This is a genomic window from Flavobacterium defluvii (assembly GCF_900129555.1).
Taxonomy (GTDB): domain Bacteria; phylum Bacteroidota; class Bacteroidia; order Flavobacteriales; family Flavobacteriaceae; genus Flavobacterium; species Flavobacterium defluvii.
This window is the reverse complement of sequence record NZ_FQWC01000001.1, coordinates 578,807-598,990: the sequence shown is the minus strand read 5'-3', so window position 1 is coordinate 598,990 and position 20,184 is coordinate 578,807. Positions and strand designations below refer to the sequence as shown.

At 33.1% G+C, this 20,184-nt stretch carries 15 protein-coding genes and 1 tRNA gene; 11 read left to right on the top strand and 5 right to left on the bottom strand.

What is annotated here, in order from left to right:
- Positions 1–199 precede the first annotated feature (199 nt).
- From BUC29_RS02590 to BUC29_RS02575, 4 genes are all read left to right on the top strand, one after another.
- Entirely contained in the window at positions 200–3,163 is a 2,964-nt protein-coding gene (locus BUC29_RS02590) for a SusC/RagA family TonB-linked outer membrane protein (protein WP_073413067.1), read from the top strand.
- 36 nt (positions 3,164–3,199) lie between these two features.
- A complete protein-coding gene (locus BUC29_RS02585) occupies positions 3,200–4,807 on the top strand; it encodes a RagB/SusD family nutrient uptake outer membrane protein (RefSeq protein WP_073413065.1) in 1,608 nt (535 codons plus the stop codon).
- Between the two features lie 23 nt (positions 4,808–4,830).
- Positions 4,831–5,580, top strand: coding sequence for a SusE domain-containing protein (locus tag BUC29_RS02580; RefSeq protein ID WP_073413063.1), 750 nt, complete (start codon positions 4,831–4,833; stop codon positions 5,578–5,580).
- A 69-nt stretch (positions 5,581–5,649) separates the two neighbouring features.
- The gene (locus BUC29_RS02575; RefSeq protein WP_073413061.1) at positions 5,650–8,523 is read left to right on the top strand and encodes an alpha-amylase family glycosyl hydrolase; all 2,874 of its coding nucleotides are present in this window, start codon (positions 5,650–5,652) and stop codon (positions 8,521–8,523) included.
- Between the two features lie 110 nt (positions 8,524–8,633).
- Here the strand turns inward: BUC29_RS02575 and BUC29_RS02570 are convergent, their stop codons facing one another.
- The 3 genes from BUC29_RS02570 to BUC29_RS02560 form a co-directional block, all read right to left on the bottom strand.
- Positions 8,634–8,861 carry a DUF6814 family protein gene (locus BUC29_RS02570; protein WP_073413059.1) on the bottom strand — a complete coding sequence of 76 codons (228 nt, stop codon included), beginning with the start codon at positions 8,859–8,861 and terminating at the stop codon, positions 8,634–8,636.
- A gap of 11 nt (positions 8,862–8,872) precedes the next feature.
- Positions 8,873–10,369 carry an MFS transporter gene (locus tag BUC29_RS02565; protein WP_073413057.1) on the bottom strand — a complete coding sequence of 499 codons (1,497 nt, stop codon included), beginning with the start codon at positions 10,367–10,369 and terminating at the stop codon, positions 8,873–8,875.
- A gap of 304 nt (positions 10,370–10,673) precedes the next feature.
- Positions 10,674–10,749, bottom strand: a tRNA-Phe gene (locus BUC29_RS02560).
- Between the two features lie 104 nt (positions 10,750–10,853).
- On the opposite strand from BUC29_RS02560, the gene BUC29_RS02555 reads away from it, so the two are divergent.
- The 7 genes from BUC29_RS02555 to BUC29_RS02525 all read left to right on the top strand — a co-directional run bounded on the left by BUC29_RS02555 (position 10,854) and on the right by BUC29_RS02525 (position 17,814).
- A complete protein-coding gene (locus BUC29_RS02555) occupies positions 10,854–11,588 on the top strand; it encodes a type III pantothenate kinase (protein ID WP_073413591.1) in 735 nt (244 codons plus the stop codon).
- A complete protein-coding gene (locus BUC29_RS02550) occupies positions 11,581–12,807 on the top strand; it encodes a BamG family beta-barrel-assembly machinery protein (RefSeq protein WP_073413055.1) in 1,227 nt (408 codons plus the stop codon). The genes BUC29_RS02555 and BUC29_RS02550 overlap by 8 nt, the downstream gene beginning before the upstream one ends.
- Before the next feature lie 52 nt (positions 12,808–12,859).
- Positions 12,860–13,420, top strand: a complete 561-nt coding sequence (lptC, locus tag BUC29_RS02545; protein ID WP_073413053.1) for an LPS export ABC transporter periplasmic protein LptC — start codon at positions 12,860–12,862, stop codon at positions 13,418–13,420.
- A gap of 3 nt (positions 13,421–13,423) precedes the next feature.
- A complete protein-coding gene (locus tag BUC29_RS02540) occupies positions 13,424–13,618 on the top strand; it encodes a hypothetical protein (RefSeq protein ID WP_073413051.1) in 195 nt (64 codons plus the stop codon).
- A 2-nt stretch (positions 13,619–13,620) separates the two neighbouring features.
- Positions 13,621–14,880: a hemolysin family protein gene (locus BUC29_RS02535; RefSeq protein ID WP_073413049.1), complete on the top strand. Its 1,260-nt coding sequence runs from the start codon at positions 13,621–13,623 to the stop codon at positions 14,878–14,880.
- A 107-nt stretch (positions 14,881–14,987) separates the two neighbouring features.
- A complete protein-coding gene (locus BUC29_RS02530) occupies positions 14,988–17,087 on the top strand; it encodes a peptidylprolyl isomerase (RefSeq protein ID WP_073413047.1) in 2,100 nt (699 codons plus the stop codon).
- A gap of 292 nt (positions 17,088–17,379) precedes the next feature.
- Positions 17,380–17,814, top strand: coding sequence for a hypothetical protein (locus tag BUC29_RS02525; protein ID WP_244160748.1), 435 nt, complete (start codon positions 17,380–17,382; stop codon positions 17,812–17,814).
- A 21-nt stretch (positions 17,815–17,835) separates the two neighbouring features.
- Here BUC29_RS02525 and BUC29_RS02520 read toward each other — a convergent pair whose 3' ends face one another.
- The gene (locus tag BUC29_RS02520; RefSeq protein WP_073413044.1) at positions 17,836–18,750 is read right to left on the bottom strand and encodes a GYDIA family GHMP kinase; all 915 of its coding nucleotides are present in this window, start codon (positions 18,748–18,750) and stop codon (positions 17,836–17,838) included.
- 93 nt (positions 18,751–18,843) lie between these two features.
- On the bottom strand, positions 18,844–20,157 hold the full coding sequence (locus BUC29_RS02515; protein WP_073413042.1) for a hydroxymethylglutaryl-CoA reductase, degradative: 1,314 nt from the start codon (positions 20,155–20,157) through the stop codon (positions 18,844–18,846).
- Positions 20,158–20,184: the final 27 nt, after the last annotated feature.

Genomic DNA, 20,184 nt, shown 5'->3' with positions numbered 1-20,184 from the left:
TATCTGAAATTTTTATAATTGACAATTTTAACGCTAAAAGATTACAAAATATAGAAAGTTTTCAACACTACCACGTTTTCGTAAAGCAATAAAAATTGTGTCTGGTCGAGCATGTTAATAAATTCATAATTTTGAAATTCGAAGTAAAATTAAAAACTTAACTAACAATCACAAACTCAAACTAATTTAAACAAAAAGTATGAAAACAATTTACAAAAAGTTGTTATTTTTATTCCTATTGTTGCCGTTTACTGTGTTAGCTCAAAACACGCTAAGCGGGACTGTTGTAGATAAAGCAACAGGTCAGCCAATACCGGGAGTAAATGTAAATGTACAAGGAGCTCCAAATGGTGCATCTACGGGATTTGATGGAAATTATCAGCTGTCAAATGTTAAAAGCGGAAACAAAATTGTAGTTTCTTTTATTGGTTACAAAACGCAAACGATTGAGTACACTGGACAAAAAACTCTAAACGTTTCTTTAGAAGAAGATACTAACCAGCTTAAGGAAGTTGTTGTTCAGGTAGGTTACGGAACTGTTAAGAAAAAAGACGCAACAGGATCTGTATCTCAAATTTCTGCTAAAGAATTTAATAAAGGTATCAACGTAACTCCTGAAAGTTTAATCAGCGGTCGTATCTCTGGTGTAAACGTAGTTGGTGGAGGGGCTCCTGGAGCAAAAGCTGATATTAGAATTCGTGGAGGATCTTCTTTAAGTGCTTCTAATGATCCTTTAATCATTTTGGATGGTTTACCTTTAAGCAATGCCGTGCCAAGTGGGGCTACAAGTATTTTATCAACGATCGATCCTAATGATATTGAGTCTTTTACAGTTCTTAAAGATGCATCTGCAGCTGCAATTTATGGATCAAGAGCTGCAAATGGAGTGATTGTAATTACTACTAAAAAAGGAGCAAAAGGTGGAGTGAAAGTTAATTTTAGCTCACAAGTTGGTATCAATACAGTTGCCAATAAAGTAGATGTTTTAAATGCAGATCAATTTCGTGCTGTCGTAAATGCAAATGGTACTGCACAACAAAAAGCAATATTAGGAACAGCAAATACAGATTGGCAAGATGAAATCTTTCATACAGCACTAACAACAAATAATAATATTTCTGTAAGCGGGGCTTTATTTGATAAATTACCGGTTAGATTATCTGTTGGAAATGTTGATAATCCTGGAATCTTAAGGAATACTTCTTTTGAAAGAACAACGACATCGATATCGTTAAACCCAGTTTTGTTTGACAATCACTTAAAAATTGATATTAGTGGGAATTTAGCATTCGCAAAAAATCAATTTCAGGATGAGGGAGCTGTAATTGGAAGCGCACTTGCTTTTGATCCTACACAACCTGTTTATCAATCTGGTTCTCGTTATGGAGGATATTTTGAATGGTTGGAAGCGAATGGAAATGTACCATTATTGCCGGCAAGAAACCCTGTAGCAAGATTGAATCAAGAAGATAAAAGAGCTACTTCTACAAGAAAGTGGGGTAACATTAGATTAGATTATAAATTTCATTTCTTCGAAGATTTAAGAATTATTGCTGAAGCTGGTATTGATAAATTTAATAGCAACGGTTATAATGAGCAAAGTACACAAAGTATTTTAGGATACCAACCAAATGCTTTTAACTCTGGAAACTGGGTGAATTTAGGAAACTACAATTCATACACAGATGATCTTCAAAACAAAAACTTAAATACTTACTTTAATTATACTAAAGATTTAGGGAAATTTAAGATTGATGCTACAGCAGGTTATAACTATCAGTTGTTTCAAAAGGAAAAGTATGAGTCTGGAGAAGTTAGACAGCCAAATCCAAAAGAAGATGTTATTACAGATGCAGATGTTAACTTACAATCATACTTTGGACGTTTAACTTTAAACTATGATAGCCGTTATTTATTGACTTTAAATTATAGACGAGATGGAACTTCTCGTTTTTCTGAAGATAACAGATGGGGTAATTTTGGAGGAGCAGCTTTTGCATGGAATATTGCTCAGGAAGAATTCTTAAAAGGTAATTCAACTCTTTCTAGCTTAAAATTAAGAGTAGGATACGGTACTACTGGACAACAAGACATTTCTTCTGCATATGACTTTTTACCAAGAGTAACTTTAGGAACTATCAATTCTCAATATATTTTTGGAAACACAGTCTATGCAACTGCTAGACCAGAAGGATATAATAAAAATATCAAGTGGGAAGAATTAGCAGAAACCAACGTAGGTCTTGATTTCGGTTTTTTTAATGATAGAATAACAGGTACAGTAAACTATTTTGATAAAAAATCAAGCGATTTATTAGCGGATGTTTTGGTTCCTGATGGAGCAAATTTAAGAAACCAAGGATTTAGTAATATTGGTAGTCTTGAAACAAAAGGAGTTGAATTTAGTATTCAATCAGATATTGTTAAAAATGACAACCTGACTTGGAATGTTGCTTTTAATACAACTTATATTCACCAGGAAATATCTAACTTAGGAACTACGGTACCAGGTTTTACGGGATATATTGTAGGAGATAATATTGCTGGAGGTTCTGGTAATAAAATTTTAATTAATTCAGTAGGATATGCTCCTAATTCATTCTTTGTTTATGAGCAATTATATGATGCAAACAAAAAACCTATTGAAGGAGCTTATGCTGATAGAAATGGAGATGGAAAAATTGATGATGGAGATCGTTACAAATTTCATAAACCAGCACCAGATTATACTTTTGGATTATTCTCTACGTTGAATTACAAAAAATTTGATTTTGCAATGAACTGGAGAGCAAGTTTAGGAAATTATATCTATGATAACGTAAGTTCAGACAAAGGATATTTATTAGCTGGATTGAGAAGACAAACAGACTTAGGAAACATTAGTTCTGATTATAACAATACAGGATTTGTAACTAACAACAATTATTTATCAAACTATTTTGTAAAAGATGCTTCTTTTATAAAATTAGATAATGTTACCCTTGGATATACTTTTGACAAAACTTTATTAAAAGCTGCTTCTTTAAGATTTACAGCTGGAGTACAAAATGTTTTTGTACTAACAAAATATGATGGTCTAGATCCGGAGAAATTTAACGGAATCGACAATAATGTTTATCCACGAGCTCGAACTTTTATATTTGGTGTAAATGCTAATTTTTAAAAGTAACTGATAGATAAAATTTAAAAAATAAACAAAATGAAAATATCATTTAAATATATATCTTATTTCTTCCTATTTGTTTTAGGATTAAATATGACGCTTACTTCGTGTACTGACGATTTAAACGTGACGCCAAAAGACGATGATGAATTTCTTTCTGAGACTTTTTACAAAGATCCGGCATCATATAAACAAGTATTAGCAAAATTATATGCAGGATTGTATGTAGGAGGAAATGATGGAGATGGTTCTGCAGATATTTCAGGTATTGGAGGAGATTTTAGCAGTTATTTGCGTTTGCTTTTTGTAACTCAGGAATTCCCAACTGATGAAGCGATTATTGCATGGGCTGATGGAAATTTACCCTCATTAAATACTCAAGGATGGTCACCAAATAATGAATTTTTGTATGGAACATTTTCAAGAGCATTTTATGAAATCAGTGTTGCAAATGAGTTTTTAAGACAAACTACAGATGAGAAGTTAACTGCAAGAGGTGTTGATGCTAATTTAAAAGCTCAAATAGCTACTTTCAGAGCTGAGGCTCGTTTTTTAAGAGCTTTTTCATACTATAATTTGATGGATTTGTTCGGAAATGTGCCAATTACTACTGAAAATGACCCAGTTGGATTCTTTTATCCGGAACAAAGATCAAGAGCTGAAGTTTTTGCTTTTATAGAATCAGAATTAAAAGATTTAGATAGTAGTCTGGCAGCTTCTAAAACAAATGAATATGGAAGAGTAGATAAAACAGCGGCTAAATTTTTATTAGCACAAATTTACTTAAACTCAAAAGTATACACAGGAACTGATAGAAATAATGAAGCAGCAACTGTATGTAAAGATATCATTGATAATTCTGGATATACTTTTGCTAATATTCCATATAAAAATTTATTTTCTGCAGATAATAATAGAAATGGTGCTCAAAATGAATTTATTTTTCCAGTTGTAAGTGATGGAAATGCTATTAGAGCTACTGGAGGAGGAATGAGTTTTATTCTTCACGCTTCTATTGGTGGAAGTATGGATGCTTCTGCTCAGGGAATGAATGGTGGCTGGGCAGGAATTAGAGTACGTAAAGAGTTTGTGGCTCTTTTCCCAGATGTTACAGCAACAGGAGATAAAAGAGGTACTTTTTACACAAATGGTCAAAATTTAGATATTGCAAGAGTTGACATTTTTACAGATGGTTATGCATCTACTAAATACACTAACGTAAACTCTGATGGAACTGCAGCTCAAAGAAATGATATTCCTGACACAGATTTTCCTATGTACAGATTATCTGATGTATATTTAATGTATGCTGAAGCTACAGTTAGAGGAGCGGCAGCCGGAAACATCCCAGCTTCAGTAGGGTATATTAACCAAATTAGAACTAGAGCAGGAGCGACAACCATCACAGCTTCAGATTTGACACTTGATTTTATTCTAAATGAAAGAGGAAGAGAATTGTTTTGGGAATGCCACAGAAGAACAGATTTGATTCGTTTTGGAAAATTTACTGGAGGATCTAAAATCTGGCAATGGAAAGGCGGTACTCAAGGAGGATCGGCTACTGATTCTTACAAAGATTTGATGCCAATCCCAACAAAAACAATTCAGGCTAACCCAACTCTAAAACAAAATCCAGGATACTAACTAACCTTATAAAAATAATAAAAATGAAAAATATATATAAAATTTTAATCGCATTCGTTGGTGTACTAGCGGTATCATGTAATGCTGACGATGTAGAAGACAGACCAGTAATCGAACCAGCAACGGCCCCAGTTTTATTAACTCCAAAGTCTGATTTTAGTATTGTACTTCAAAATACTAATGCTTCAAATGAAGCAACAACTTTTGTTTGGGATTATGCACAATATAACGGAACGCAGACTATTGTAAATTATAGTATAGAAATGGCAAAGGCAGGAACTAGTTTTGCCAATCCTGTAGTAGTTGCAACAACAACTGATAAATTCAAAACTTTTACAGTTGCAGATTTAAATTCAGCTTGTTTAAATGCTGGTTTTGCTCCTTTTGTAGCTTCTAGTATTGATGTACGTATTAAATCATCTGTAGGATCTGGAACTTCTTTAAGCCAGGTTTCAAATTCTTATACTATCAATGTAACGCCTTACCCAGCTTGGCCAAATTGGGGTATTATTGGTTCTGCAACTCCTGGAGGTTGGGATGCAGATACTAATTTAGATTATGATTTGACTACTAAAAAATACTCTTATGTTGGGCCATTAGTAGCGGGTGAAATTAAATTTAGATTAGATGATTCATGGACAACTAATTATGGAGATGATGGTAATGATTTAACTTTAGATGCTGGAGGTGCTAACATTCCGATTCCAACAGCAGGAAACTATACAATCGTTATCGACTTTACAGCTAAAACTTATACTATTACGAAAAACTAGTATTTCGATAATCAGAAGAGGGGCTATCTTAAGATAGCCCTTTTTTAATAATTAACTAACCGAATTATTATGAAAAAAACTTTACTCTTATTTTTCCTTTTGTTGTCTGTGTTTTCATTTGCACAGCAGCAAACGGTTACTTATTCTGTTAGCCCTGGATCTTTTGAAGAGACTACTTCTATAACTATTACAATTAATGGAAGCAGTATTAATGAAGCTACATGGGGAGTTACAGATCATTCTCTTTATATGTGGGCGTGGGCTTTTGACACTAATGACACAACACAAAAAGGTACTCCTGATAATGGTTCTTGGGAAAACTCAACAGAAGCGAGCAAGTTTACCTATAATTCTGCTACAGATACTTATACAAAAACAATTGTTCCAACAACTTATTACAATACAACAGGAATTGGAAGAATTGGATTTTTAATTAAAGCTAAAAACGGAACTGGCGATAAAAAATCTCAGGATATTTTAGTTGAAGTAGGATCTTTTCAGGTAACATTAACTTCTCCTGTTGAAAATAGCGCAACAATTATTTCATCAGGATCTAACTTTAATATTACGGCAACAAATACAAACGGAGCCGCAAGTTATTCTTTAAAAGCAAATGGAGTTGTTATTAATACAAATTCAAGTACATCAAGCTATTCTTTTACAGCTTCTGGTGTAACTAGCAATCAGAGTTATGAATTAATTGCAGTTCAGGGAGCAACGACGATTTCAAAAAAATTCTCAGTTGTAGTAAACCCGAATACAGTATCAGAAGCTATGCCAACAGGTTTGGTTGATGGAATTAATTACAATTCAGCAGATGCTACAAAAGCAACTTTGGTTTTAGATGCACCTTTAAAAGACTTCGTTTACGTTGCGGGAAGCTTCAATAACTGGCAGCCAACTTCGGCGTATGCCATGAAAAAAGATCCGACATCTGGTAAGTTTTGGTTAGAAATAACAGGCTTGGTTTCTGGTGTAAACAATACCTATCAATATTGGGTTGTAGATACAACTCCTCTTGCTAATTCTCCTTCATTGGTAAAAACTGCCGATCCATATTCGACTTTGGTTTTATCTCCTTATGATGATTCTGGAATTCCTGCGGCTTCTTATCCAAATATTCCTGCGTATCCTGCAGGACAACAATTTGAAGTTACAGTTTTAAAAACCGGACAAACTCCTTATAATTGGCAGGTAACAAACTTTGTAAAACCAGCAAAAGAAAAACTGGTAGTTTACGAAGTTTTAGTTCGCGATTTTGACGCTGCTCGTAACTATCAAAGTTTGATAGATAAGATCGATTATTTTAAAAATCTTAAAATAAATGCGATCGAATTAATGCCAGTAATGGAATTTGAAGGCAATGAAAGCTGGGGCTACAATACTTCGTTTCATATGGCTTTGGATAAGTTTTATGGGTCGTCAGACAAGTTAAAAGAATTAATCGATGTTTTTCACCAAAACGGAATTGCGGTTATTCTTGATGTTGCGTTAAATCACGCTTTTGGAAGAAATCCAATGGTTAGAATGTGGATGAACGATCCTGATGGAGATGGTTTTGGATCTCCAACGGCCGAAAATCCTTATTTTAATACCGTTGCAAAACATACTTATAGTGTTGGAGAAGATTTTAATCATCAATCTCTAAAAACACAATACTATGTAGAAAGAGTAATTAAGCAATGGATTCAGGAGTATAAAATTGATGGTTTCCGTTGGGATTTAACCAAAGGATTTACACAGGCTTGTACTGCATCTGATGAATCTTGTACAAATGGATATCAGCAAGACAGAGTTGATATTTTAAAGAAATATGCGGATTATTCCTGGAGTTTAGATCCAACTCATTATACAATTTTCGAGCATTTAGGAACTGATACTGAAGAACAACAATGGGCAAATTACAGGATTGCCGAAACACCAAGCAAAGGTATCATGATGTGGGGAAAAATGACAGACCAATACAATCAATTGTCAATGGGATATGCTTCAAGCAGTAACATTTCAAGAATGTTGAGTTCAAATCGTGGTTTTACAGCAAATCGTTTAATGGGTTATGCAGAAAGTCATGATGAAGAAAGATTGATGTATAAAAATATTCAATACGGAGCTTCAAACGGAGCATATAATGTAAAAACATTAAACACAGCTTTGTCAAGAATGTCTGCAATTGGAGCCGTTTCTTTACTGGTTCCGGGGCCAAAAATGATTTGGCATTTTGGCGAATTAGGTTGGGAAAAATCTATTTATACTTGTAACGACGGAACGGTAAATGATGCTTCTGCAACAATTTCTGGAGATTGTAAATTAGATACAAAACCACAGCCGCAATGGGTTAACAATTGGTTAGGAGATTCAAATAGAAATAAAATCTACAACGATTGGGCAAAAATGATTACACTTAAAACTGTAGAGCCGGTATTTTTGGGAACTGCAACAATGACAAATGCAAACTCATTGACAGTAAATATAAAAATTACAAATGCGAGTTTGTCTTCAACTCAGTTAAAAGACGTTGTAATTTTAGCCAATTTTGATACTTCGGCACAAAATGTAGCAACTGGTTTTCCATACACAGGAACTTGGTACAATTTAATGGACAACACAACAATAAATGTTACTGATGTAAATGCAGCAATAAATTTACCAGCTGGAGAATATAGAATTTATGGTAACAAAACGGCAAATCTTGCTATCGATGATTTTGAAAAAGGAAGTTCAGTGAGTTTGTACCCAAATCCGGTTTCAAATTATTTTACTTTAAATAATGCTTTTACAAAAGTTCAGGTTTATTCAATTTCAGGGCAATTGGTAAAAAGCTTTAATTCTAACGGAAATACTGATTTTCAATTTGGCGTAAGTGAATTACAAACTGGTTTGTATATCGTAAAAGCTTCTGATGAAAACAATAAAACTCAGGTAATGAAATTTATCAAAAAATAAATGTGAAAATATTTCTCGAACATTAAAATTTGGTTTGGTTAGTAATGAAAAAGGGCTGTTCTATTGAAAAATAGACAGCCCTTTTCGGTTTAGTTGTTTATTGTTTTTGTTTATTTCTTTTTGTTGTTATACTCTCCAATTACGGCAAAATAGCCAAAAGTTCCTAATCCCAAAACAATTAGAGGCGTAAGAATAAAAAGAATAATAATACCAAACACTAAATCATCTTGCTGATCTGATAATAATTTAGGCAATCCAAATTCAAAAACACAAAAGTAAGTGGCTGCAATTGCTAAAATAACCCATAAAACGCCTAGAGCTTGTTTGATTTTGTTCATGTTTTTAAATTTTAAAGATGATTAATTTTGTTTTTATTATCTACGTATACCATTCCAATCACAAAACAGATTGAAGCAATTATAATAGGATACCAAAGTCCGTCAAGATAAAAATCACTTTTTCCGGCTGCTTTTGCATGTGTTACAAAATAAGTTGAAATTGCTGGCAGCAAACCTCCAAAAATTCCATTTCCTACATGATAAGGAAGTGACATCGAAGTATATCTTATTTTAGTTGGAAACATCTCCACTAAAAATGCTGCAATTGGCCCATAAACCATTGTAACAAATAGTACCTGAATGAAAACTAAAAAAATAAGTGTCCATTCGTCGCCAGAATTGATATTTATAATAACACTACTTTGAGATTTCTTCTTATTAGCAAAATCTGTCTTCTTTTCTACATACGTAGTTCCGTCGGTATAGGTTTTTGAAATTGAGGTAATTATGTCATTATTCTTTAATTTTTCAACGCTTTGTGTTGTTGCATCTACAATTTCGGTTTTGTAATTAACATCGGTCGTGTTGTACATCATCTTATATATAGGTCTGTAGAATAAAATAGCAAGCAGCATTCCAAGCATCATAATGTATTTTCTTCCGACTTTATCGCTCAGCCATCCAAAAACAATAAAAAATGGAGTTCCTAACAAAAGCGCAATTCCAAGTAAACTGTCAACCTGCGAAGAATCAATATTCATAACCGTTTTCATAAAGCTCATGGCGTAGAATTGCCCTGTATACCAAACAACACCTTGTCCCATCGTAGCACCAAATAAAGCCAGCAAAACAAATTTTAGATTATATCGGTTTCCAAAACTTTCCTTTAACGGGTTTGTACTTGTTGTTCCTTCTTTTTTGGCTTTTGCAAAAACAGGCGATTCGTCCATGTTTTTTCTAATCAAGTATGAAATACCAACCATAACAATAGAAACCCAAAAAGGGACACGCCATCCCCAGGAATCAAAAGATTCACTAGAAAGAACACTTTTAGTAGCCAGAATAACCATCAAAGAAATAAATAAACCAACAGTTGCAGTAGTTTGAATCCATGACGTCCAATATCCTTTTTGGCCAACAGGAGCATGCTCAGCGACATAAGTAGCTGCGCCGCCGTATTCTCCTCCAAGTGCTAAACCTTGCAGCAAACGTAAAATTAAAACTAATAAAGGAGCAAGAAATCCAATGGTTTCGTAACTCGGAATGCATCCTATTAAAAAGGTAGAGCCGCCCATTAATAACAGAGTGGCCATAAAAGTATATTTTCGGCCAATAATATCTCCAAGTCTTCCGAAGAACAAAGCGCCAAAAGGCCTTACAACAAAACCGGCTGCAAAAGTGGCCAAAGTAGATAAAAATGCTGCTGTAGGATTGTCACTGGGAAAAAATTTAGTTGAAATTACCACGGCCAAACTTCCAAAAATATAGAAATCGTACCATTCAATCATAGTTCCCATAGAAGAGGCAGAAATTACTTTCCAAATACCTTTAGTAGAAGTTTTACCCATAAAAACGCTCCGTGTTTTTGTTAGTAAATAAAAATTTTAAATACGATTTTACGAATATAATAGATATTTTTTTATTCAGTTGATACTTTTTTAACAAAATCATGTTAGTTATTAACTTTTTGTTTTTTGGTAATCAAAAGTTTACAAAGAGAGAAGAAGAGAAGGTTTTAGCAACAAAGAAAAACATAAAAACGCAAAGCTTAAATTATAACTTTGCGAACATTTGTGTAAATTTTTAGCACTGTTAGCTGTAGAAAAAGGAAAGCATAAAAAACAAAAAACCCGAATATTTCTATTCGGGTTTTGGTGGTACCTCCAGGGATCGAACCAGGGACACATGGATTTTCAGTCCATTGCTCTACCATCTGAGCTAAGGTACCGTCTTGTGCGTATTGCGGGTGCAAAGATAGAATCATTTTCCGTTTATGCAAAACATTTTTTTAAAAAAATCAATTCGTATCTTCGCAATGGTAAAAAAATAAAAATGGTTTTAACAGTTGATGTTGGTAATACTCGAATTAAAGCAGCTGTCTTTGAGGGAAGTAATGTTCTTGAAAATTTTATTTTTGAGAAAAAAGAACTTGAAGAAAAAATTAAAAAAATTTTAGAAAAGTTTCAAAATTGCTCAGATTTGATCGTTTCTTCGGTTGGATCTGTCGAAAAACAATCTTTCATGAATTTTGAAAATCAGCTGAACGTTCATTTTTTTTCTCACGAAGATATTTTTCCTTTCCATAATAAATACGCAACGCCAAAAACGTTAGGAATCGACCGTATGATTTTGGCGGCAGGTGCGACACTCAAATTTCCGAAACAAAACAGATTAGTTATTGATGCCGGAACTTGCATAACCTACGATTTCATCGACGAAAATGACAATTATCTGGGCGGAGCAATTTCTCCGGGACTTCGTTTGAGGTATGAATCGCTGCATAATTTCACAGCCAGACTGCCTTTGCTGAATTTAGAAGCTCCTAATTCTTATATAGGAAACTCAACAGCACAGGCCATTCATTCTGGAGTTGTTAACGGATTCATCTATGAGATTGACGGTTTTATCGATGAATATCGGGCAAACTTTTCAAATTTTATAATAATTTTAACGGGAGGTGATGCAGAATTTTTGGCTAAACGATTAAAAAATACCATATTTGCCAATTCAAATTTCCTTCTGGAAAGTTTGAACCAAACATTTCAATATAAAATCGACAATGATTAAAAAAATTATAATAAGTGCTTGTTTGCTTATCTCGTTCGTTTCATTTGCTCAGCAAGGTACTTCTTCGCCATATTCTTTTTACGGAATTGGAGATACAAGATTTAAAGGAACTCTTGAAAACCGTTCTATGGCAGGAGTTGCAGTTGAACAGGATAGTATTCACCTGAATATTGAAAATCCGGCAAGTTATGCCAGTCTTGGTCAAACGACATTTTCAGTTGGAGGAACTTTTGCAGTTAATAATATAAAGAGCAGTTCAGAATCTTCAAAAGCACAAAGATCTACTTTTGATTATTTAGCATTGGGAATTCCAATGGGAAAATTTGGAGTTGGATTTGGTTTAGTACCGCTTTCTTCTGTAGGATATAAAATTTCAGATATAAATACTGACCAAGGTGCTATTAGCAGCCAGCTTGAAGGAAAAGGCGGCGTTAACAAAGTATTTTTTGGTTTAGGATATAAAATTACACCAAAGTGGAATATTGGAGCAGATTTACAATATAACTTTGGAAAAATCACAACTACTACAATTGAAGGTGTAACAGGTGTTCAAAATGCCAGTAGAGAAATAAACTCATCAGAATTATCAGGAGTTAATTTTAATATTGGGACCATGTATCAAACTAAAGTTTCTAAAAAATTAAACATGTACACTAGTTTAAGCTACACTTTTGGAAGTACTTTAAATTCAGTTAGTAAAAGAACGATAGAAGTAGATGGCGATCCAGATCCTGTTAATGCAGATCCTGTAGATACAGATTTAAAACTTCCAAATAAAGTAACTTTTGGTGTTGGTATTGGAGAAGCCAGAAAATGGCTGGTTGGTACAACTCTTGCATTTCAGGGAGCAGGCGAACTTGCTAATTACTATAATTCAAGCCCAAATGTTAAATACGAAAAATACAACAAATACGCTATTGGAGGTTACTATATTCCAAATTATAGTTCGTTTGCAAGTTACTTTAGCAGAATTACTTATAGAGCAGGTTTAAAATATGAAAAACTTGGTTTGGTGGTTAATAATCAGGATATTAATGATGTTGGAATGTCATTAGGAGCCGGACTTCCAATTACGGGAACTTTTTCAAATGTAAATTTTGGAATTGAGTTTGGAAAAAGAGGAACAACTTCTGCAGGTTTGGTTAAAGAAAACTACACGAACTTTAGTTTAAGCTTCTCATTTAACGACAGATGGTTTGTGAAAAGTAAATTTAACTAAGCATACATTTGCAAGGTTTTTTAAGCTCATCACAATTTACTACTTTTGGCAAATGAATTTACCAAAAAGATATATTATAAACGTTGTCACAGTTTTTGCTGTGACACTGTTTTTTGGGTGCGAAAGTAATTTTAAAGAAGTTCAAAAAATTAACTTCTCAGAATTCGTTCCGGGTAGTGATGCCGATACCGTAAATATAAAATACACAGACTCAGGCAGAATAACAGGCGTTTTAATAAGTCCGAAAATGCTCGATTATTCGAATCTTGATTTCCCTTTTACAGAATTTCCTAAAGGAATAGATGTTACGCTTTACGATAAAAAACAAAAGCGTACTTTTATAAAAGCAAATTATGCTGTTTCGTATAAAACAACAGGTATAATTGATCTGCAGGGAAAAGTTAGAATTACATCAGAAGCAGGTCAGGTTCTGGAAACAGAACAATTGTATTTTGACCAGAAAAATGAATGGTTTTATACAGAAAGAAAATTTAAACTTACAGATGCTAAAGGAGTTTCTTTTGGACAGGGAATTGATTTTAGCAAAGATTTCAAAGTGATTAATTCGCAGCGAATAAGCGGTGAAATTGAATCAGATGACGATAAAATATAAATTATGGGTTACTTAAAATATACACAATACGTTTACATATTATTTGCTGTTTACTTTATTTATGACGGAGCAATAAAACTAAGTGAAAACAATGAAGCTTATCCGTTGAGTTTTGTAATTGCAGGAATGGCAATATTTATGTTTTTCTTTAGAAGAAGATTTGTCAAGAAATTCGACGACCGAAATAAAAAACAATAAAAATGGAGATTAGTATTATAATATTGTGTTTAATACTATCTGCCTTTTTCTCGGGAATGGAAATAGCATTTATTTCCTCAAACAAAATTTATCTTGGAATTGAGAAAAAACAAGATAATTTTTTGTCTCAAATATTAACTAAACTTACCGAAAATCCTTCAAAATTTATTGCTTCAATGCTTATTGGCAACAATGTAGCACTGGTAATTTATGGGTTTTATATGGGAGAGGTTGTTTTGAAATGGATAATTGATTTTGGATTTCAATTCTCAGATTTAACAACTGTTTTGGTTCAAACCTTAATTTCAACATTTATAGTTTTAATTACAGCTGAATTTTTCCCAAAAGTATTTTTTCAAATTTATGCCAATTCATTAATCAAAGTTTTTGCAGTTCCGGCATATCTTTTCTATCGGTTATTTTATTATATCTCTACATTTTTTATCTGGATTTCAGATCTTGTTCTAAAGAAATTCTTTAAAACAGAAGGAGATCATGTACAGCTTTATTTCAGTAAAATCGAACTCGGAAATTATATTACAGAGCAAATGAATTCGGTTGAAGATGACGAAGAAGTCGATTCCGAAATTCAGATTTTTCAAAATGCGTTAGAGTTCTCAGGCGTTAAAGCCCGCGACATAATGACGCCGCGTATAGAGCTTGTATCAATAGATTTATTCGATACAGTTTCAGATCTTAAAGAGCTTTTTATAGAAACAGGATATTCTAAAATCGTTGTAAGTCAAAACTCTCTTGATGATATTGTAGGGTATGTGCATTCATTTGATTTGTTTAAAAAACCGCAGACTATAAAATCGGTCTTAATGACTGTAGAATTCGTTCCGGAAACAATATTGATAAAAGACGCTTTAAATATCTTAATTAAAAAGAGAAAAAATGTAGCCGTAGTTTTAGATGAATATGGAGGAACATCAGGAATAATAACTATTGAAGATATAGTTGAAGAACTTTTTGGCGAAATTGAAGACGAACACGATTTAGACGAAGAGCTGATCGAACAGGAGCTGGGAGAAGGAAAGTATTTGTTTTCTACAAGGTTAGAAGTTGAATATTTAAACGAAGAATATAAATTGATGATTCCGGAAGACGATTCATACGGAACATTGGGGGGTTTTATAGTTAATTCTACGAAAGAAATTCCACAAAAAGGCGAAAAAATTGTAATTGACAAGTATCATTTCGTTATAGAACAGGCGTCAAACAACAAAATTGAGTTAGTCAAACTGACTATAAAAGAGTAAAATTTTAAAGAATTAAAAAAAATTGTGTAAAATAAAACGCTAGTTGTATTGTTATTAACTAGATAATTGTATTTTCGCAAACTGAATATAAAATTAACGATAATAAAATGGCAGTTTTAGCAAAAATTAGACAGCGTTCCGCTTTATTGATAGGAGTTATTGCACTTGCATTATTTGCATTTATAATACAAGATCTATTTAATAGAGGAACATTTGGTCAAAGTTCAAAAGATGTAGGAAGCATCGATGGAAAAGATATTTCATTTGAAGACTTTAGAGTTAAAGTTAGTAATCTTGAAAAAAGTGGTCAAGGAATTACTTCCACTGAAGCTGCAAACAGAGTTTGGGATCAAGAAGTTTCAATCGCATTATTATCAACTCAGTTTGATAAATTAGGATTGAGAGTTGGTGAAAAACACTTAATTGAAGTTTTAAAATCAGATCCTAATATTGGTAACAACCCTGCATTTAAAAACGCAGCTGGAATGTTTGACGTAGCAAAATTTAAAGATTATGTGAAAGCAAATCCAGAAGCAGCTCAATATATTACAGCAAAAGAAAAAGATGCTGAATTAAACGCAAAATTTCAAATCTATAATACTTTAGTAAAATCTGGACTTTATACAACTGCTAGTGAAGGAAAGTTGAAGTATGAAATGGAAGCTAACAAAGTAAACTTTGCTTATGCTGGAGCTTTATATTCTTCTATCAAAGACAGTGAAGTAAAAATTTCTGATTCAGATATCGTAGATTATATGAAGAAAAACGAGAAAAAATTCAAAGCGGATGAAACTCGTGAAATTCAATACGTTTTAGTAGAAGATAAAGCTTCTAAAGAAGATGAAGCTGATATTAAAGCTAAAATTACTTCTCTATTAAATGGTAGAGTAGAATACAATGCAAAAACTGGTAAAAACGATACATTGCCAGGATTTAAAAATGCTGCAAACATTGCTGAATTTGTAAATGCAAATTCTGATGTTCCTTATGACTCAACTTATGTTCCTAAAAATGCTTTACCAGCTGTAGATGCTGATAAATTATTCAGTCTGCCAGCCGGAGCAATTTACGGACCTTACGTTTACGGAAAATATTATGCAATTTCTAAATCTTTAGGATTTAAAGCTGGGGTTAATGCAAAAGCAAGTCATATCCTTATTGCTTATGAAGGATCTCAAACTCCATCACCAAAAGAAAAAAGAACCAAAGAAGAAGCTAAAGCTAAAGCTGAAGAAATTTTAGCTCAGGTTCAGGCTAATCCTGATAGTTTCATGATGTTGGCTTTTACAGCTTCTGATGATTCATCTGCACAACAAGGTGGTGATTTAGGGTATTTTGGTCAAGGCCAAATGGTAAAACCATTCAATGATTTTGTATTCAATAATGGTATTGGTAAAGTTGGTTTAGTAGAAACTCCTTTCGGATTTCACATTATCAAAATTACTGACAAACAAGACGGAATCCGTTTAGCTACAATTGCTCAAAAAATTGAGCCTTCTGAAGCTACTTCTGATAAAGTATTTACATTAGCAACTAAATTTGAACAGGCTGCTGCGGATAAAGATTTTGCTGCTGCTGCAAAAGAATTAGGTTTAAAGGTTGCGGCTCCAATTTCTGCAAAAGCTATGGATGAGCAATTTGGTCCATTAGGAAACCAAAGAAATATCATCAGATGGGCATTTGATAAAGAAACAAGTATTGGAGACGTAAAACGTTTTGAATTGGCTAATATTGGTCACGTAATTGCACAATACAAAAGTGAAAACAAATCTGGTTTAGTTTCTGTAACAATGGCAAGACCTTACGTTGAGCCAATCTTGAAAAACAAGAAAAAAGCGGAAATCTTAAAAGCTAAAATGACAGGTTCTAGCCTTGAAGCTATTGCAAAAAGTGCTGGTGTAACTGTACAGCAGGCAACAAACGTAACACTTGACAATCCTGTTTTACCAGGTGGAGTTGGACAAGAGCCAAAAGTTGTGGGTAATGCATTTGCTTTAGCTGCAAACAAAATTTCTGCTCCAATTGAAGGAAATACGGGAGTTTACGTAGTAAAAAATGTTAGCACTATAAAAGCGCCTGCAATTGCAAATCACGCTGAATATGTTGCTAAAGTAAAAGCTCAAAGTGCATCTGATGCAAGCAGAATTTTACCAGCGTTGAAAAACAATGCTAAAATTGAAGACAACAGATTACAATTCAATTACTAGTTTTTAGTAAAATAAATTATACTGAAACCCGAAACGTTCAATTGAATGTTTCGGGTTTTCTTTGTTTAATTGTGTGTGAAAATTTTTTGTAGTAAATATTGTATGTATTTTTCTTAACTATGTGGGAATAATGGAAATATAACTTAAAAAATTTGTGATTTTAAAATTATTGCAGTTAATTTGTTGGTGTTTTTGTTTTAATTAAAAAGAGTTTTTAACAAACAAATGTTAAATAAAAGAGGTAAGAAAATGATAGACAAATACTTTAATAATCCGGCATTTGATGTTTAATATGTTTAATTTTTTAAGAAGAAAGCCCAGAGTATATTCTAAAATTGAAAATCATATTTTTGGAATTATTACGGAACTTTTAAAAGTTAGCAGTACTGATATCAATGTAGATGAATTGGGTGGTAAATATTATTTAAGTAACGAAGAGCAGCATTTTAAGGTTACCATATTAAGTAACGATTATGTTATCAGGCTTACTAACACCCGAGATTCAGTTGCTGAAAAATACGATAAGTTTTTCGTAGAAGATGTTTTGAAAGCTGTAAAAGAAGAAAAACATCGCAGAATGGAACTCGTTTATGACTCTATTACAAACAGTATAGAAAAAATGGCCGAGCGTCTGCACAACACACTTATCGAATCTAACGAACAGGAAAACGAAAAGGTACGGCGTCTGGAAGCAGAACACCTTAGCGAACAAAAAGTAAATTTTTAATTTATTTTTGAAGAAAACCTACTACTCTTGTAATATCATTTCATCATAAGAAAGAATTGTATCGTAGCCCCTTGATACAAAATAATCCTTCGGATTTTCTTTTGAAATGACCATTACAAAATCTCCTCCCCAAGCACCTAAACTCTTAACTGTACCATTAAAATCAGGAAAAGCAATTTCTTTGATGGTTTGTATTTCCAGTATATTGCTTAAATGAATTTCGTGTTTTTCAACTGCACGTGCAAAATCGTTTAAAGTTTTAGCATTTAAAATTGCTTTGGTAATTGTATTGTTTTCGTCAACGCTTTTAGCTAAATTTTGATCTTTGTGCCTATTATAAGCATGTATAGCGGCTTTGCTATTTTGCTTTTTATTGAGATAAACAAAGAAAATATTTTTTGTAAAATCAGGATTGAAAATAACAGGCTCAACAAAATTATTTTCTATTCGATATATAATAGGAGTGTTGTTTTGCGCACAGGCAATATCGTAACCGCTTCCGCCAAAACTGTTTTTAAGAAGCGTAAAAGCATTAATCTTCGTCCATTGTGCGATATTATTAATCAAAGTCGATGAAGTTCCTAATCCCCAATTTCTCGGAAAAGTAAGGTTTGTTGTGATTTTATATCCATTAGATTTTTCAATAAAATCCGGATTTAAAATATAAGCTTCGTGAAGTATCTTGATTAAAGTTGTTTTTACAGATTCGATTTGAGAATCTTTAAAATCTATTATCTCATCAAATGAAATAGTATTTTCAAACCAAAGTTTGTTATCATAGTCAAAACTCTTCCATTCAATTATCTGGTTTTCGCCATCTTCAACAACTAAATTTTGACCAAATTTTGTTGGTAATGCAAAGGCATCTGCGCCATCTAAAACTAAATATTCTCCAGAGATGAATAGTTTTCCGTTACTGTAAAAGGTTGTTGACATACGTACTTTTTTAGCCCCGATAGTAGTGGAAATCCTTTTACTTTTTTCTTTAAAAAGGAAAAGATTGCAACGGATAGCGGGATTAGCTTCTAATTATTTTCTTAAATTTTCTATGAATTCAACTACAGCACTGTGTGAAACTGTGTTTTTCTTAAAATGAGATTTAATCAAATGACGTTCTTCATCAGTTGCTTCAAATTGATTGATGATATTGTTTAAGTGCATTTTCATGTGTCCTTCCTGGATTCCGGTTGTAGTTAAAGAACGTAGTGCGGCAAAATTTTGTGCCAAACCAGCAACGGCCGTAATTTCCATCAACTCTTTGGCAGAAGGTTTTTCGAGCATTTCCAAACATAATTTCACTAACGGATGCAAAGAAGTTAATCCGCCAACGGTTCCTAATGCTAGAGGTATTTCAAGCCAGAATGTAAAAATTCCGTTTTCTATTTTAGCATGAGATAAACTTGCATATTGTCCGTTTTTAGATGCATAAGCGTGAACTCCGGCTTCGATTGCTCTAAAATCATTTCCTGTTGCTAATACCACGGCATCAACACCATTCATGATTCCCTTATTATGAGTTACAGCTCTAAAAGGTTCAATTTCGGCAATTTGAACAGCCTGAACAAAACGTTCGGCAAATTCCTGCGGATTTGGAATATGTTTTTCGGCTAGATCTTCAATTGGACAAGAAACTTCGGCTCTTACCAGGCAATTTGGGACATAATTAGATAAAATGCTCATAATTACTGTCAGCGTATCTTTTTCAGAAAACAAATCAGAATTTTGGAATTCCTCTTTTAAAGTTGATGCAAACTGCTCTAAACACGAATTGATAAAATTAGCGCCCATACTGTCTTTGGTTTCAAAAGTAGCATGAAGCTGGAAGTAATTTTCAAGTAAATTTCGTTTATCTTTTAAATGAATATCCAAAAAACCGCCGCCTCGTTCCTGCATGTTTTTAGTAATGCTTTGCGTATCAGAGAAAAATTTTGGTTTTATCTGCTCAAAAAAGGAGTGTAGTTTTTCGGCATCGCCATTAAAATTAAAATGTACCTGACCAATTTTTTCGGTATCAATTATTGTAGTTTTAAAGCCTCCGCGAGTAGCCCAGAATTTTGCTGCTTTTGAAGCTGCAGCAACAACTGAACTTTCTTCAATTGCCATTGGAATCGTTTTGTACTTTCCATTAATTAAAAAATTAGGCGCAACTCCAAGCGGAATATATAAATTGGTAATCGTATTCTCAATAAATTCATCATGAAGCTGTTGAAGCTTTTCGTCTGAATTCCAGTAATTTCTTATAATATTTAAAGCCTCTTCGGGAGTCGAAAAATATTCGTTGGCGATCCAGTTAATTTTTTCTTTTTTGGATAATTTAGAAAATCCGGCAACAGCGTTGTTCATTCTCAATATATTAAATAATAATGTTGC

Excerpts from the sequence above, each read along its gene's own strand:
- BUC29_RS02590 (WP_073413067.1), top strand. The coding sequence starts at position 200 with ATGAAAACAATTTACAAAAAGTTGTTATTTTTATTCCTATTGTTGCCG.
- BUC29_RS02585 (WP_073413065.1), top strand. The coding sequence starts at position 3,200 with ATGAAAATATCATTTAAATATATATCTTATTTCTTCCTATTTGTTTTA.
- BUC29_RS02580 (WP_073413063.1), top strand. The coding sequence starts at position 4,831 with ATGAAAAATATATATAAAATTTTAATCGCATTCGTTGGTGTACTAGCG.
- BUC29_RS02575 (WP_073413061.1), top strand. The coding sequence starts at position 5,650 with ATGAAAAAAACTTTACTCTTATTTTTCCTTTTGTTGTCTGTGTTTTCA.
- BUC29_RS02570 (WP_073413059.1), bottom strand. The coding sequence starts at position 8,861 with ATGAACAAAATCAAACAAGCTCTAGGCGTTTTATGGGTTATTTTAGCA.
- BUC29_RS02565 (WP_073413057.1), bottom strand. The coding sequence starts at position 10,369 with ATGGGTAAAACTTCTACTAAAGGTATTTGGAAAGTAATTTCTGCCTCT.
- BUC29_RS02555 (WP_073413591.1), top strand. The coding sequence starts at position 10,854 with ATGGTTTTAACAGTTGATGTTGGTAATACTCGAATTAAAGCAGCTGTC.
- BUC29_RS02550 (WP_073413055.1), top strand. The coding sequence starts at position 11,581 with ATGATTAAAAAAATTATAATAAGTGCTTGTTTGCTTATCTCGTTCGTT.
- lptC (WP_073413053.1), top strand. The coding sequence starts at position 12,860 with ATGAATTTACCAAAAAGATATATTATAAACGTTGTCACAGTTTTTGCT.
- BUC29_RS02540 (WP_073413051.1), top strand. The coding sequence starts at position 13,424 with ATGGGTTACTTAAAATATACACAATACGTTTACATATTATTTGCTGTT.
- BUC29_RS02535 (WP_073413049.1), top strand. The coding sequence starts at position 13,621 with ATGGAGATTAGTATTATAATATTGTGTTTAATACTATCTGCCTTTTTC.
- BUC29_RS02530 (WP_073413047.1), top strand. The coding sequence starts at position 14,988 with ATGGCAGTTTTAGCAAAAATTAGACAGCGTTCCGCTTTATTGATAGGA.
- BUC29_RS02525 (WP_244160748.1), top strand. The coding sequence starts at position 17,380 with ATGTTTAATTTTTTAAGAAGAAAGCCCAGAGTATATTCTAAAATTGAA.
- BUC29_RS02520 (WP_073413044.1), bottom strand. The coding sequence starts at position 18,750 with ATGTCAACAACCTTTTACAGTAACGGAAAACTATTCATCTCTGGAGAA.
- BUC29_RS02515 (WP_073413042.1), bottom strand. The coding sequence starts at position 20,157 with ATGAACAACGCTGTTGCCGGATTTTCTAAATTATCCAAAAAAGAAAAA.